This is a genomic window from Pseudomonas sp. FP1742 (assembly GCF_030687145.1).
Lineage (GTDB): Bacteria > Pseudomonadota > Gammaproteobacteria > Pseudomonadales > Pseudomonadaceae > Aquipseudomonas > Aquipseudomonas frederiksbergensis_D.
Genome location: NZ_CP117460.1, coordinates 4987409 through 5000426, shown reverse-complemented (window position 1 = coordinate 5000426; position 13018 = coordinate 4987409). Strand labels below are relative to the sequence as shown.

At 60.7% G+C, this 13018-nt stretch carries 14 protein-coding genes; 7 read left to right on the top strand and 7 right to left on the bottom strand.

The features are described from left to right. Positions 1-186: 186 nt before the first annotated feature. Together ttcA and PSH64_RS22705 are read left to right on the top strand one after the other, a co-directional pair. On the top strand, positions 187-1011 hold the full coding sequence (ttcA, locus tag PSH64_RS22710) for a tRNA 2-thiocytidine(32) synthetase TtcA (protein WP_007937538.1): 825 nt from the start codon (positions 187-189) through the stop codon (positions 1009-1011). Between the two features lie 127 nt (positions 1012-1138). After that, positions 1139-1813, top strand: a complete 675-nt coding sequence (locus PSH64_RS22705; protein ID WP_105342795.1) for a DNA-3-methyladenine glycosylase I — start codon at positions 1139-1141, stop codon at positions 1811-1813. An 84-nt stretch (positions 1814-1897) separates the two neighbouring features. Here the strand turns inward: PSH64_RS22705 and PSH64_RS22700 are convergent, their stop codons facing one another. The 3 genes from PSH64_RS22700 to arsC are packed head-to-tail and all read right to left on the bottom strand — an operon-like array spanning position 1898 to position 3271. Further along, positions 1898-2323, bottom strand: a complete 426-nt coding sequence (locus PSH64_RS22700) for a DUF2069 domain-containing protein (protein WP_105342797.1) — start codon at positions 2321-2323, stop codon at positions 1898-1900. A 1-nt stretch (position 2324) separates the two neighbouring features. Continuing rightward, positions 2325-2921 carry an NAD(P)H:quinone oxidoreductase gene (wrbA, locus tag PSH64_RS22695; protein WP_105342800.1) on the bottom strand — a complete coding sequence of 199 codons (597 nt, stop codon included), beginning with the start codon at positions 2919-2921 and terminating at the stop codon, positions 2325-2327. Further along, entirely contained in the window at positions 2918-3271 is a 354-nt protein-coding gene (arsC, locus tag PSH64_RS22690) for an arsenate reductase (glutaredoxin) (protein ID WP_305478739.1), read from the bottom strand. The genes wrbA and arsC overlap by 4 nt, the downstream gene beginning before the upstream one ends. A gap of 114 nt (positions 3272-3385) precedes the next feature. Here arsC and PSH64_RS22685 point away from each other — a divergent pair, with 114 nt between their 5' ends. Continuing rightward, positions 3386-3853 carry a TlpA disulfide reductase family protein gene (locus PSH64_RS22685; protein WP_105342804.1) on the top strand — a complete coding sequence of 156 codons (468 nt, stop codon included), beginning with the start codon at positions 3386-3388 and terminating at the stop codon, positions 3851-3853. Positions 3854-4030: 177 nt separating this feature from the next. On the opposite strand, the gene PSH64_RS22680 is transcribed toward PSH64_RS22685, so the two are convergent. Then, positions 4031-4435: an META domain-containing protein gene (locus PSH64_RS22680; RefSeq protein WP_105342806.1), complete on the bottom strand. Its 405-nt coding sequence runs from the start codon at positions 4433-4435 to the stop codon at positions 4031-4033. Continuing rightward, positions 4435-4869, bottom strand: a complete 435-nt coding sequence (locus PSH64_RS22675; RefSeq protein ID WP_105342809.1) for a hypothetical protein — start codon at positions 4867-4869, stop codon at positions 4435-4437. Before PSH64_RS22675 ends, PSH64_RS22680 begins: the two co-directional genes overlap by 1 nt. 134 nt (positions 4870-5003) lie before the next feature. On the opposite strand from PSH64_RS22675, the gene PSH64_RS22670 reads away from it, so the two are divergent. Further along, a complete protein-coding gene (locus PSH64_RS22670) occupies positions 5004-5399 on the top strand; it encodes a hypothetical protein (protein WP_105342811.1) in 396 nt (131 codons plus the stop codon). A gap of 5 nt (positions 5400-5404) precedes the next feature. On the opposite strand, the gene PSH64_RS22665 is transcribed toward PSH64_RS22670, so the two are convergent. Both PSH64_RS22665 and PSH64_RS22660 read right to left on the bottom strand, forming a co-directional pair. Further along, positions 5405-6394 carry a 2-hydroxyacid dehydrogenase gene (locus tag PSH64_RS22665; protein ID WP_105342813.1) on the bottom strand — a complete coding sequence of 330 codons (990 nt, stop codon included), beginning with the start codon at positions 6392-6394 and terminating at the stop codon, positions 5405-5407. Between the two features lie 77 nt (positions 6395-6471). Then, positions 6472-9222 (bottom strand): response regulator, encoded by a 2751-nt coding sequence (locus PSH64_RS22660; RefSeq protein ID WP_305478735.1) that lies wholly within the window; start codon positions 9220-9222, stop codon positions 6472-6474. 371 nt (positions 9223-9593) lie between these two features. Between PSH64_RS22660 and PSH64_RS22655 the strand changes: the two genes are divergently transcribed. The 3 genes from PSH64_RS22655 (at position 9594) to rlmD (ending at position 12975) form a co-directional block, all read left to right on the top strand. Next, positions 9594-10616, top strand: coding sequence for a YhcG family protein (locus PSH64_RS22655; protein WP_305478733.1), 1023 nt, complete (start codon positions 9594-9596; stop codon positions 10614-10616). Positions 10617-10720: 104 nt separating this feature from the next. Next, positions 10721-11623, top strand: coding sequence for a cysteine synthase CysM (gene cysM, locus PSH64_RS22650; protein WP_018926292.1), 903 nt, complete (start codon positions 10721-10723; stop codon positions 11621-11623). Beyond that, positions 11623-12975 carry a 23S rRNA (uracil(1939)-C(5))-methyltransferase RlmD gene (gene rlmD, locus PSH64_RS22645; RefSeq protein WP_305478731.1) on the top strand — a complete coding sequence of 451 codons (1353 nt, stop codon included), beginning with the start codon at positions 11623-11625 and terminating at the stop codon, positions 12973-12975. Before cysM ends, rlmD begins: the two co-directional genes overlap by 1 nt. The last annotated feature ends 43 nt before the right edge of the window (positions 12976-13018 follow it).

Sequence of the window (13018 nt, the reverse complement as noted above, 5' to 3'; positions counted from 1 at the left end):
CTATGAGGTTTGCCTGACACACCGAGGTGGATGGTTTACGACGGCTTCGCCGCCGAACGCAGGCTTCGCCAGCTGCTACAAAGGGTGCGATGGCGCATAATTTCTTTGGTAAGTTCGGGCTCTTCGCCCTTGAAGGGTTTTTGCGTAAAATGCCGGCCTTTCGTCACACCTCACGGATTTCGCGTCATGGGCACTCTTACGGTCAACCAGAACAAACTGCAAAAGCGCCTTCGCCGCCAGGCCGGTGAGGCTGTCGCCGATTTCAACATGATTGAAGACGGCGACAAGGTCATGGTCTGCCTGTCCGGTGGCAAGGACAGCTACACCATGCTCGATGTGCTGATGCATTTGCAGAAGGTCGCGCCGATCAAGTTCGAGATCGTCGCCGTGAACATGGACCAGAAACAGCCAGGCTTCCCCGAGCACGTGCTGCCGGCTTACCTCAAGGAACTGGGCATCGAGTACCACATCGTCGAGAAAGACACCTATTCGGTGGTCAAGGAGCTGATTCCGGAAGGCAAGACCACCTGCTCGCTGTGCTCGCGCCTGCGTCGCGGCACGCTGTACACCTTTGCCGACGAAATCGGCGCGACCAAAATGGCCCTCGGTCACCACCGCGACGACATCGTCGAGACGTTCTTCCTGAACATGTTTTTCAACGGCTCGCTCAAGGCCATGCCGCCCAAGCTGCGCGCCGACGACGGGCGCAACGTGGTGATCCGCCCGCTGGCCTACTGCAACGAAAAAGACATCCAGGCCTACTCGGACCTCAAGCAATTCCCGATCATCCCGTGCAACCTCTGCGGCTCCCAGGAAAACCTGCAACGCCAGGTGGTCAAAGAGATGCTCCAGGAGTGGGAACGCAAGACTCCGGGTCGTACCGAAAGCATTTTCCGCAGCCTGCAGAATGTGATCCCGTCGCAACTGGCGGATCGCAACCTGTTCGACTTCACCAACCTGCGTATCGACGAAAGCGCCGCTTCGCGCTTCGTCAACGTAGTGAACCTCTGAACGCTTTTGTGGGAGCGGGCTTGCTCGCGAATGCTTAGTGTCAGCCGACATTCATGTTGAATGGCACACCGCATTCGCGAGCAAGCCCGCTCCCACAGGTTTTCCGTTTCAATCCTCAGGAGAGGGCATGCGCGATTACAAGTGGCTGCACGAATACTGTCTGAACCGCTTCGGTTCGGCGGCTGAACTGGAAGCCCATCTGCCGGTTCCCAAGACCCCGGCGCAATTGCGCAAGATCAGCGACGACCGCTACCTCTCGACCATGGCGTTGCGGGTGTTCCGCGCCGGGCTCAAGCACAGCCTGGTGGATGCCAAGTGGCCGGCGTTCGAGGAAGTGTTCTTCAAGTTCGACCCGGAAAAAGTCGTGCTGATGAGCGCCGAACATCTGGAGCGCTTGATGCAGGACGCGCGAATCATCCGCCACCTGGGCAAGCTCAAGAGCGTGCCGCGCAATGCGCAGTTCATTCTGGACGTGGCCCATGAGAAGGGCAGTTTTGGCGCCTTGCTCGCCGACTGGCCGGTGACCGACATCGTCGGGCTGTGGACCTACCTGAAAAAACACGGACATCAGTTGGGCGGGTTATCGGCACCGCGATTCTTGCGGATGGTCGGCAAGGACACCTTCGTGCCGAGCTATGACGTGGTGGCGGCGCTGAATGCACAGCAGATCGTCGACAAGGTGCCGACTAGCTTGCGGGATCTGGCCACGGTACAGAATGCGTTCAACCAGTGGCATGAAGAGAGCGGTGGGCGGCCGATGAGCCAGATATCGATGATGCTGGCCTACACCGTCAATCACTGACGAAGATGATCGTTCCCACGCTCCGCGTGGGAGCGTCACTTGATGCATTCCCACGCAGAGCGTGGGAACGATCGGAGGGGGCCGTCAGGCGGGGGAAGTCTCGCCTTCACCCGCCAACTTGCGGTTCAACTGATACCGCCACCGCACATACAGCAACGCCGAGCAGAACACCGCCAGGCTCGCGCCCATCTCCAGTAAACCGAACAACTGCCGGTTCGGGTCATAGGCGGCCAATGCGCCCTTGATGAAATACAGGTTCACCACAAAACACATCCATGAATGCCCCCGGGCGCTGCCGACGATCATCCCCGGCGCCAGCAACAGCAGCGGCACCAGTTCGATCAGCAGAATCACCCACGGCCGCGCGCCATGCAGGTCGGCGAATACCAGGTAGTAGGCGCAAAGCAGTCCAATCAGGCCGAAAAAGCACAGCAGGCTGATGCCGCGCATCGCCCGTACTCGCGGTTCGAGCCATTCAATGGAAGGCAGAATCTTTGGCTTTTTGGCCATATCAGCTCACCAACTTTTGCGCAGTCTTCGCCAACCGCAGGCCCAAGGCCCGACACAGCGCAACTTCATGTTCATTCAAGCCACTTTTGCCATCGGCCCCGGCGTGATGACTGGCGCCGTAAGGCGTGCCGCCGCCACGGGTTTCCAGCAGCGCCGATTCGCTGTAAGGCAGGCCGGTGATCAACATGCCGTGGTGCAGCAACGGCAGCATCATCGACAGCAGTGTGGTTTCCTGGCCTCCGTGCAGGCTGGCGGTCGAGGTGAAGACCCCAGCCGGTTTGCCCACCAGGGCGCCGGTCAGCCACAGGTTGCTGGTGCCGTCGAGGAAGTATTTCAACGGTGCGGCCATGTTGCCGAAGCGGGTCGGGCTGCCCAGGGCCAGGCCGGCGCAGTTCTTCAAATCGTCGAGGCTGGCGTACAGCGCGCCTTCATCGGGAATGTCCGGCGCCACGGCCTCACATTCGGTGGAGATCGCCGGCACCGTGCGCAATCGGGCTTCAAGGCCGGCCTGCTCGACACCGCGGGCAATCTGCCGGGCCATTTCATTGGTCGAGCCGCTGCGGCTGTAATACAGCACCAGGATGTACGGCGCACTCACGACAACAACTCCAGCACATTTTCCGGTGGACGGCCGATGATGGCTTTGTCGCCGACTTCGAGAATCGGCCGCTCCATGAGTTTCGGGTGTGCGGCGATGGCGGCGATCAATTGCGCTTCGCTCAAGCTGCTGTCGGCCAGGTTGAGGGTTTTGTACTCGTCCTCGCCGGTTCGCAGCAGTTGCCGGGCGCTGATGCCGAGTTTGTTCAGCAGGCTCTGGATTTGCGCGGCGTCCAGCGGTGTTTCCAGGTAGCGGACGACCGTTGGCGTCAGGCCACGGGCTTCGATGAGTTCGAGCGCACCACGGGATTTCGAGCAGCGCGGGTTGTGATAAAGCGTCAGATCGGTCATGGGCGGGTCGCTTCTTGCGTAAAGTGGCGGCTATTCTAACTGTGCGGCGCGTAATCCAGAACCTTGGGAGGCGATGGGTCGCAGGTGCATTCTATTTTTGACAAGGATTGAGACATGACAAGGCGACTGGCAGCGGCATTGGCGATCATGGGGGCGTTATTGCTGGGGGGCTGTGGTAACGACTATGGCAGCGACCAGAATGGTCACAAGGTCGCCGCCGAGCGTCTGGACAAACAATGGCTGGTGCTCAATTACTGGGCCGAATGGTGCGGCCCGTGCCGGACCGAAATCCCGCAGCTGAACGTGCTGGCCGAGCAGCTCAAGGGCAAGAAGATCGGTGTGTTCGGGGTCAACTTCGACAATATGCAGGGCGAAGAGCTGAAAAGCGCCAGCGAGAAATTGGGGATCAAGTTCACCGTGCTGGCCCAGGACCCGGCCGACCTTTTCGAGTTGCCGCGCAGTGAAGCGCTGCCGGTGACTTACATCATCGACAACAAGGGCAAGGTGCGGGAACAGTTGATGGGCGAGCAGACGGCGGCGGGGGTGATGGCGAAGCTTGAGGCGTTGCAGGCGGTCAACTGAACGAGCACCGCCTGTGGCGAGGGAGCTTTTGTGGCGAGGGGGCTTGCCCCCGTTCGGCTGCGCAGCAGTCGCAAAACCTGTGCACGCCTGTCTGATGAACCGAGGCTTCGGGGTTTAGGGCTGCTGCGCAGCCCAACGGGGGCAAGCCCCCTCGCCACAGTGGTCCTCGGCAAAGGATCAACCCTCTTCAAGCCACCAACGCAGCGGCTTGCCTTCGGCCGGCCAGAAGCGCATCTGGTCGATCGGCGAGACGTCCCAGCGCTGGACGTTTTCCAGTGCCTGCATGAAGCGTTTTTCCTGCTCCATCAGTGCTGGCGCACACATTTTGCGGGTGCTGCCGATCTTGCCGAAGCTCAGCTTGTCGCCTTCCAGGGTATAGGGCGCGAACCAGTGGTTGCAGCCGCCATTACCGTAGGCCCGACCATCTTCATCGAGGGTGATGGTCAGGTGGCTGTAGTCCATCAGCGGCCGCTCGCCGATCCATTCCAGAATGTAGCTGCGGTTCTGTTGCAACTTTGCCGGCTCGGCGGCGCAGCCCAGCAGGCTGGCACCGACCATCGTGGTCAGAGCAAGGCGTTTCATCACGCAGGCTCCCGGCATTTCGGGCACAGGTGTTTCTCGCCGGCAGCGGTCCAGCCCAATTCGGCAATCCGTGCGGTGGCAGCCGGTTTTTCGGCCTTGTTGCCCAGTTTGGCGTCGACCGCGAACTCGAAGTTGAGCTCTTTGGCGCAGCTGTCGCAGTTGACCTTCCAAGTGTGGATCGCCAATTCGCCGAACACCGGACCACTGGCCACCGCGACCCATTGGCCAGGCGGGTTGATCAGGTGGCGAACCGTTTCGACGGTCAGGCGCATGGACAAGTCCTTGCTGCCTTTGAGGGTCACTACCAGCACGTCGTTATTACGAATCGAGCCGCCGTTGCCGGTGACTTGATAACGCCCCGGCACCAGGGCGCGGCATTCGGTGAGGGTATGTTGCGGGTTCATCAGGCTGTAGCGGAAATCGTGTTCGACCATGGGTCCTCCAAATATGCGCGATATGCTAGCACGGGCATCAACGCAGCATGGCGCGGGCATGTGACCTTCGATCTGGTTCAACTTATCTGCCGAGTCATGGCAAACTGCCGCTTTTGCATCTCTAAGGAACAGAAATGGCGTTGATCGAATGTTTTGAGTGCAAGCAACGCATCAGCTCCACGGCGCCTGCTTGTATCCATTGCGGTGCACCTGCGGCAACGGTGCAAGCGGCCACTTCGACGGCAGCGCCTGTGGAGACACCACTTTCTTTCGGGCGTTTGCCAAGCAACGAGAGTATTCCTCGGGTGACCCCGGCTGCCTTCGGGCGCAAACGAAAAACCGAAGACCTGGCCGAGGTCCCGGCATCGATACTCAACGGGCCGCGTCCGGTGGAGCTCTGGCTGAAGCTGATGATTTTCTTTCTGCCGCCGTTTTTTGTCTGGTTCCTGCTGCGTCGCGGGCATTCACTGGGGCAGCGCTTGCTGGGCTTTGGCTGGCTAGCCCTGATGATCCTTTTGTCCAAGGCCTGAGCCGTTCAGCGCTCGACCTGATTCTGTGGCGCCCCGGCCGCCCAGGCCGCGATGTTCTGCAAAGTAGTCGCGGCAATCGCAGCCAGGGCTTCGCGGGTCAGGAAGGCCTGGTGCGCCGTGATGATGACATTCGGAAAGGTCAGCAGGCGCGCCAGCACATCGTCTTGCAGTGGCAGGTCGGAGCGGTCCTCGAAGAACAACTGCGCTTCTTCTTCATAGACATCCAGCCCCAGATACCCCAATTGGCCGTCTTTCAACGCATCGATCAGCGCCGGCGTATCGACCAGGCCACCGCGCCCGGTGTTGATCAACATCGCACCGGGCTGCATCTGCGCCAGTGACTCGCGGTTGATCAAATGTTTGCTCTGCTCGTTGAGCGGGCAATGCAGGCTGATGATCTGCGACTCGGCCAGCAGTTGCGGCAAGCTCAGGTAGCGTGCGCCGAGGGCTTCGACCTGCGGGTTCGGATAAGGGTCATGGGCCAGTAATTGGCAGCCGAAGCCGTGCATGATCTTCGCGAAGGTTGCGCCGATCTGCCCGGTGCCGACCACGCCGACGGTCTTGCCCACCAGGTCGAAACCGGTCAACCCGTGCAGGCTGAAATCCCCCTCGCGGGTACGGTTGTAGGCGCGGTGCAGACGGCGGTTGAGCGCCAGGATCAGGGCCACCGCGTGTTCGGCCACCGCGTGAGGCGAGTAGGCCGGAACCCGCACAATCACCAATCCCAGGCGCTTCGCTGCCGCGAGGTCGACATGGTTGTAACCGGCAGAGCGCAGGGCGATCAGGCGGGTGCCGCCTGCGGCCAGGCGTTCGAGCACCGGGGCGCTGAGATCATCATTGATGAAAGCGCAGACCACCTCGTGATGCTCGGCCAGCGCTGCCGTGTCGAGACTCAGCCGCGCCGGCTGGAAATGCAGCTCGATACCGGCGGGCAGGTCGGCGGCAAGAAAGCTGTCGCGGTCGTAGGTCTGGCTGCTGAAAAGAATCGTGCGCATGCTGTCCTCCTGGAAGTCTCAACCCTGCTACAAGATTTGAGTTTAGCGTTCAGGGCGCACGAGGTTATTGCGCTGCATCAGGCATTGATACGCGCATGGGCCGCCAGGCGATTGATGGCTCGTTCGAGTTCTTCCAGCGCGCCGGAGGCTTTCGGGTCTTGTTGCTTGAGCAGGGTTTCGCTGCGCTGGCAGGCGGCGCGCAGTTGCGGCACGCCGCAATAACGGGTTGCCCCATGCAGGCGGTGGACCCGCTCGATCAGGGCATTGTGGTCGTTGGCTTCAAGGGCGACGCGGATGGCTTCGCGGTCGGCTTCCAGGGAGGCCAGCAGCATTGCCAGCATGTCCGCTGCCAGATCGGCTTTACCCGCCGCCAGACGCAGGCCTTCCTCGTGATCGAGCACTTGCAATTCATGACCGCCGTTGCTGTCGCTGTTGCGCTCCGGGCCCTGATTGCGCAGCGCCAGGCCGGTCCATTTCAACACCACCTGCGCCAGTTGCCGTTCGCTGATGGGTTTGGTCAGGTAGTCGTCCATGCCGCTTTGCAGCAGCGCGCGTTTTTCGTTGGCCATCGCGTGGGCGGTGAGGGCCACGACCGGCAGTGGCGTGCAATGCCGTTCGCTTTCCCATTGGCGAATGGCTTCGGTGCTTTGGCGCCCATCCATACCTGGCATCTGCACGTCCATCAGCACCAGGTCGAAGGTCTCGTTCTGCACGGCCTTCACCGCGGCGTAACCGCTTTCCACCGCGAGCACCTTGGCGCCCATGTCTTCGAGCAGGGTTTGCACCAGCAGCAGGTTGGCCGGGTTGTCATCGACGCAAAGGACTTTCGGCGCGCGGCTGGAGACCGGCTCGCCGGGATCGCTGCGTTGCTGGCGCGGGTTGACCAGGTCGGACAGGGCCCGGCGCAATTTGCGGGTGCAGGCCGGTTTGGACTGCAGCTGGCTGTGGGGGTTGGGCACCGAGAGGTGGAACAGCGTCAGTTCGGTGGTCGGGCACAGCACCAGCACTCTGCAGCCCAGGTGCTCAAGGTCCCATATGTGCTGGTTGAGGCGCTCCGGCGGCATGTCGTTACTGGTGATGCCGAGCACTGCCAGGCCGATCGCCTGATCGGTCTGATGAGCGCCGGTCACGCCGTTGGCCAAGCTTTCCAGGGTATTGAAAGGCGTCACGGCCAGGCCGCAGTCTTCCAGTTGATGCTGCAGCGCCTGACGGGCCAGTTCATGGTTTTCCAGGACTGCCACCCGCTGCCCGAGCAGCGGTGGGCCGGGCAGGTCTTCGGCATCGTCGCGGGTTTTGGGCAGGCTCAGGCTGATCCAGAATTCCGAGCCTTCGCCCGGCGTGCTGTCGACACCGATCTCGCCGCCCATCTGTTCGATCAGGCGCTTGGAAATCACCAGCCCCAGGCCAGTGCCGCCAGGCTGTCGGGACAGCGAGTTATCGGCCTGACTGAAGGCCTGGAACAAGGCACGCACGTCCTGATTGGATAGACCTATGCCAGTGTCCTGAATGCTGATGCGCAGTTGCACGCTGTCTTCATGCTCTTCTTCGAGCATTGCCCGGGCAACGATGGTGCCTTCGCGGGTGAACTTGATCGCGTTGCTCACCAGGTTAGTGAGGATCTGCTTGAGTCGCAGCGGATCGCCCACCAGCGACAGAGGGGTATCGCGATACACCAGGCTCACCAGTTCAAGCTCTTTGGCGTGGGCGGCCGGGGCGAGGATGGTCAGGGTGTCTTGCAGCAGGTCGCGCAGGTTGAACGGAATATGGTCGAGCACCAGTTTGCCGGCCTCGATTTTCGAGAAGTCGAGAATCTCGTTGATGATCCCCAGCAGGCTGTCGGCGGATTTTTCGATGGTGCCCAGGTAATCGAGCTGGCGCGGTGTCAGTTCGCTTTTTTGCAGCAGATGCGTGAAGCCGAGAATGCCGTTGAGCGGTGTGCGGATTTCATGGCTCATGTTGGCCAGGAATTCGGATTTGATCCGGCTCGCCTCCAGGGCTTCCTTGCGCGCCAGGTCCAGTTCGATGTTCTGGATTTCGATGGTTTCCAGATTCTGACGCACGTCTTCGGTGGCCTGGTCGACGCTGTTTTGCAGTTCTTCCTGCGCGTTCTGCAGTGTCCCGGCCATACGGTTGATGCCGGACGCCAGTTCATCCAGCTCCTGGCTGCCGAGGGGCGGCAAACGGGTTTCCAGGTGACCGTCCTTGAGTTGCGCCACGGCTTGTTTGATCTGGCTCAACGGCCGATTGATGGTCCGACCCATGCGCAATGCCAGCAACGCCGCGCCGGCCAGGCCCCCGCCGATCAGCAGCAGGCTGGCGAACAGGCTGCGGTAACCGCGCAGCAACATGCCGTTATGGGACAGCTCCAGTTCGACCCAGCCCAGCAGGAGGTCGGCTTCATCGGGGATCAGGTCGCCGGCCAGGTTGCGGTGCTTGCCGAATACCGGCAGCAGGTAACGCGTGGCGTCATTGCCACTGCGGCGCAACAACTGTGAACCGTTGCCCAGAGGGGCCTGATTGAGCATGGTCGGGCCGGCATGGGCCAGCGGCGTGCGGTCGGGGGCGAGGAAGGTCACCGCGCGCACGTCGGTCTGTTCCAGGGACTGGGTGGCGATGCGCTCCAGCAGCTCGTTGTCTTTGCGGCCCATGGCCGGCGCCACCAGGGGGGCCAGCTGTTCGGCGATCATTTCGCCGCGTTGCATGAGTTGGGATTGCAGGTCCGATTGCTGCATCCAGGTGAAATAGCCGCCCAGGACCAACGCCATCAGGGTGGTCGGCAACAGGGTCAGCAACAGCACGCGGCCTTTAATTCCCAGTTTCTTGAGCACGCATCTCTCCTGCATCCAGCTGTTTATTGACCTGCACATGCGTCCGGCACGCGCCACCTGCGCAGTGTAGCGATTTGCATGCGGGCAATCTTCGTAAAATTGATGTCGTTATTCGTCGGTCAGCTCAATGCTTTAGTCCAGGGAGGCGAACCTTGGGTTGCCCCTTGGCGACAATGCTGACGCCCCCGCTCCCACAATTGATATGTGTCGACCACAAATTGCGTGATCAACCCCGGCCGCGAAGAGGCTTGCTGATTTTGCCGGAGCGTTCCCGTTATTTTGTACGACCTTTCTTAAAGGGTATCGCCGACACCTTAAGCCTGACTTGACGGAATAGACTCGCGTTTTTCCTCGTCCTCCAGGAGTTCGGTATGAATGCATCCAGCGTCCCCGGCAACGCACCCGACGACCGCTTCAATGAAGTGCTTGCGCTGATTCAAAATGCCAAACAGCAGGCCATGCAGGCGGTGAATACCCAGTTGATCGAGCTGTATTGGCAGATCGGTGCTTACATCAGCCGCAAGCTGGAACAGGCTGAGTGGGGCGATTCTGTGGTCAGCCAACTGGCTGAGCATCTGGCTCAGACTCAACCGGGGTTGCGCGGGTTTACCCGGTCGAACTTGTTTCGCATGCGCCAGTTCTATGAGACTTATCACGCTGAAGAGAAAGTCGCACCACTGGTGCGACAATTGTCCTGGTCGCACAACCTGATCATTTTCAGCCAGAGTAAACGGCCGGAAGAGCGGGAGTTCTACGTGCGTTTGGCAGTTCAGGAAAAATGGTCGAAGCGCGAACTAGAGCGTCAGTTCAAAACCGCACTGTTTGAACGAAGCGTGACCCAACCAGCAAAAATCTCAGCAGTGCTGAGACACGCCCACCCGGCGGCGCTTGAGATATTCCGCGACGCCTACATGCTCGAGTTTCTCGACCTGCCGGGTGGCCATGCCGAAACTGATCTGCATAAAGGGTTGATGGCGCGCCTCAAAGAATTCCTGAGCGAGCTTGGCCGCGATTTCTGCTTTGTCGGTTCCGAGTATCCGCTTCAAGTGGGTGGGTGTGATTTTTCCCTGGACCTGCTGTTCTTCCACCGTGGCCTTAATTGTCTTGTAGCCATTGAGCTTAAGGTCGGTCGTTTTAAGCCGGAGTATTTGGGCAAGCTGAACTTTTATTTGGAAGCGCTGGATCGCAAGGAGCGCAAACCCCACGAAAACCCGGCCATCGGTGTGTTGCTCTGCGCCAGTAAGGATGACGAAGTGGTCGAATACGCCCTTAACCGCAGCCTGTCGCCAGCGTTGATCGCTGAATACCAGGTCCAGCTTCCGGACAAGCAGCTGCTGCAGGCCAAATTGCATGAGTTTTATGCATTGAATATCGCACAAGGAGAAGAGGAGTGAACTGCTTATTCCCATAAGCCATAAGCCCCTTACTTTGCGTGATATGGCCTGCGCACGTTTGCCGGTATGATAGGCGCCCCCGCAGTCTGGATTGCGAATACGCCATGACCTTGCAGTACCCAACTATCGCCGATTGCGTCGGCAACACTCCGCTGGTCCGTTTGCAGCGCCTGCCCGGCGTCACCAGCAACACCCTTTTGCTCAAGCTCGAAGGGAACAACCCGGCGGGTTCGGTCAAGGATCGTCCGGCGCTGTCGATGATCACCCGCGCCGAATTGCGCGGGCAGATCCACGTCGGCGATACGCTGATCGAAGCGACCTCGGGCAACACCGGGATCGCCCTGGCCATGGCCGCCGCGATCAAGGGTTACAAGATGATCCTGATCATGCCGGACAACTCCAGCGCCGAGCGCAAAGCCGCGATGACGGCCTATGGCGCCGAGCTGATTCTGGTCAGCCAGGAAGAAGGCATGGAAGGCGCGCGCGACCTCGCCCAGCGAATGGAAGCCGAAGGCCGTGGCAAGGTGCTGGACCAGTTCGCCAACGGTGACAACCCCGAGGCGCACTACACCACCACCGGTCCGGAAATCTGGCGTCAGACCCAAGGCACCATCACGCATTTCGTCAGTTCGATGGGGACTACCGGCACCATCATGGGCGTCTCGCGCTACCTGAAAGAACAGAACGAGAACGTGCAGATCATCGGCCTGCAACCGATGGAAGGCTCGGCGATTCCGGGTATCCGTCGCTGGCCGCAGGAATACCTGCCGAAGATTTATCAGGCCGATCGCGTGGACCGGATCGTCGACATGGCGCAAAGCGAGGCCGAGGACGTGACCCGTCGTCTGGCCCGCGAAGAAGGCATTTTCTGCGGCGTGTCCTCGGGCGGTGCCGTGGCGGCGATGTTGCGCCTGTCCAAAGAAGTTGAAAACGCGGTGATCGTCGCGATCATCTGTGACCGTGGCGACCGTTACCTGTCGACCGGCATTTTCGACGCACCCAACTGATGGCCAAGCAAGAGAGAGGCCTGCGCTTCCAGCCCACGGGCGGCAGCAAGGCCCCGCAAGTCCCGACCGGCAAAAAGCAGCGCTTGACCATCGAGCGCCTGGCCAATGACGGTCGCGGTATCGCGTTTTTTGAAGGCCGCACCTGGTTCGTCATCGGCGCATTGGCCGGTGAAGAAGTCGAGGCGCGGGTCTTGGGTGCCCACGGCAAAGTGGTCGAGGCGCGTACCGAACGGGTGTTCCAGGCCAGTGAATTGCGCCGCCCGGCACCGTGCGCCCATGCTGGCCGCTGCGGTGGTTGCAGCGTGCAACATCTGTCGCACAACGAACAGCTCGCCCTGAAACAGCGCATGCTCGCCGAGCAATTGTCGCGGGTTGCCGGTGTCGAACCTGATGAGTGGGCAGCGCCGTTGAGCGGTCCGGAATTCGGCTACCGGCGTCGTGCCCGAGTGGCGGTGCGTTGGGACATGAAAGCGAAAAAACTCGAAGTCGGTTTCCGTGCTGCCGGCAGTCAGGACATCGTTGCCATCAACGAATGTCCGGTGCTGGTACAGCCCTTGCAACCGATCATGACCCGCTTGCCGGAGATGCTCCGGCGCTTGAGCAAACCTCAGGCGCTGGGCCATGTGGAGTTGTTCAGCGGCTCGTCAGTGGCGGTATTGCTGCGGCACATGGCGCCGTTGTCCGAGGCCGACATGACCCTCCTCAAGGAGTTCTGCGCGCTCCATGAAGCCCAGTTGTGGCTGCATGGCGAAGGCGAGCCGCAACCGGTCGAGGCCGATCAGTCCCTGGGCTATCGCCTGGAGCAGTGGGATCTGAACCTGGCGTATCGGCCGGGGGATTTCATCCAGGTCAACGCCGGGGTCAACGAAGCGATGGTCGCTCAGGCACTGGAATGGTTGGCGCCGAAATCCGATGAGCGGGTTCTGGACCTGTTCTGTGGCCTGGGCAACTTTGCCCTGCCGCTGGCCAGAACCGTTCGCGAAGTGGTGGCGGTCGAAGGCGTGCAGGCCATGGTCGAGCGGGCCGCCGCGAACGCGGCTAGCAACAATTTGCATAATGCGAAGTTTTTTCAGGCCGATTTATCCCAGCCTCTGGCTGATGCCGAATGGGCCAGCGAAGGCTTTTGTGCGGTACTCTTGGACCCACCTCGCGACGGTGCTTTCGAGGTGGTGCGCAAGCTTGCGTCCCTGGGTGCCGAACGATTGGTTTATGTGTCGTGCAACCCTGCAACCCTGGCGCGCGACACGGTCGAATTGATCAAGCAGGGCTACCGGTTAAAACGTGCCGGGATTCTCGATATGTTTCCTCAGACGGCACATGTCGAGGCCATGGCGTTATTTGAAGCGAGCTAGGATGGCTCGTCTGGTCCGACTGACCGCTTGTGCAAAACGCATT

What these genes read in the sequence shown, in the direction of transcription:
- ttcA (WP_007937538.1), top strand. Translation starts at nt 187, where the DNA reads ATGGGCACTCTTACGGTCAACCAGAACAAACTGCAAAAGCGCCTTCGC.
- PSH64_RS22705 (WP_105342795.1), top strand. Translation starts at nt 1,139, where the DNA reads ATGCGCGATTACAAGTGGCTGCACGAATACTGTCTGAACCGCTTCGGT.
- PSH64_RS22700 (WP_105342797.1), bottom strand. Translation starts at nt 2,323, where the DNA reads ATGGCCAAAAAGCCAAAGATTCTGCCTTCCATTGAATGGCTCGAACCG.
- arsC (WP_305478739.1), bottom strand. Translation starts at nt 3,271, where the DNA reads ATGACCGATCTGACGCTTTATCACAACCCGCGCTGCTCGAAATCCCGT.
- PSH64_RS22685 (WP_105342804.1), top strand. Translation starts at nt 3,386, where the DNA reads ATGACAAGGCGACTGGCAGCGGCATTGGCGATCATGGGGGCGTTATTG.
- PSH64_RS22680 (WP_105342806.1), bottom strand. Translation starts at nt 4,435, where the DNA reads ATGAAACGCCTTGCTCTGACCACGATGGTCGGTGCCAGCCTGCTGGGC.
- PSH64_RS22675 (WP_105342809.1), bottom strand. Translation starts at nt 4,869, where the DNA reads ATGGTCGAACACGATTTCCGCTACAGCCTGATGAACCCGCAACATACC.
- PSH64_RS22670 (WP_105342811.1), top strand. Translation starts at nt 5,004, where the DNA reads ATGGCGTTGATCGAATGTTTTGAGTGCAAGCAACGCATCAGCTCCACG.
- PSH64_RS22665 (WP_105342813.1), bottom strand. Translation starts at nt 6,394, where the DNA reads ATGCGCACGATTCTTTTCAGCAGCCAGACCTACGACCGCGACAGCTTT.
- PSH64_RS22655 (WP_305478733.1), top strand. Translation starts at nt 9,594, where the DNA reads ATGAATGCATCCAGCGTCCCCGGCAACGCACCCGACGACCGCTTCAAT.
- cysM (WP_018926292.1), top strand. Translation starts at nt 10,721, where the DNA reads ATGACCTTGCAGTACCCAACTATCGCCGATTGCGTCGGCAACACTCCG.
- rlmD (WP_305478731.1), top strand. Translation starts at nt 11,623, where the DNA reads ATGGCCAAGCAAGAGAGAGGCCTGCGCTTCCAGCCCACGGGCGGCAGC.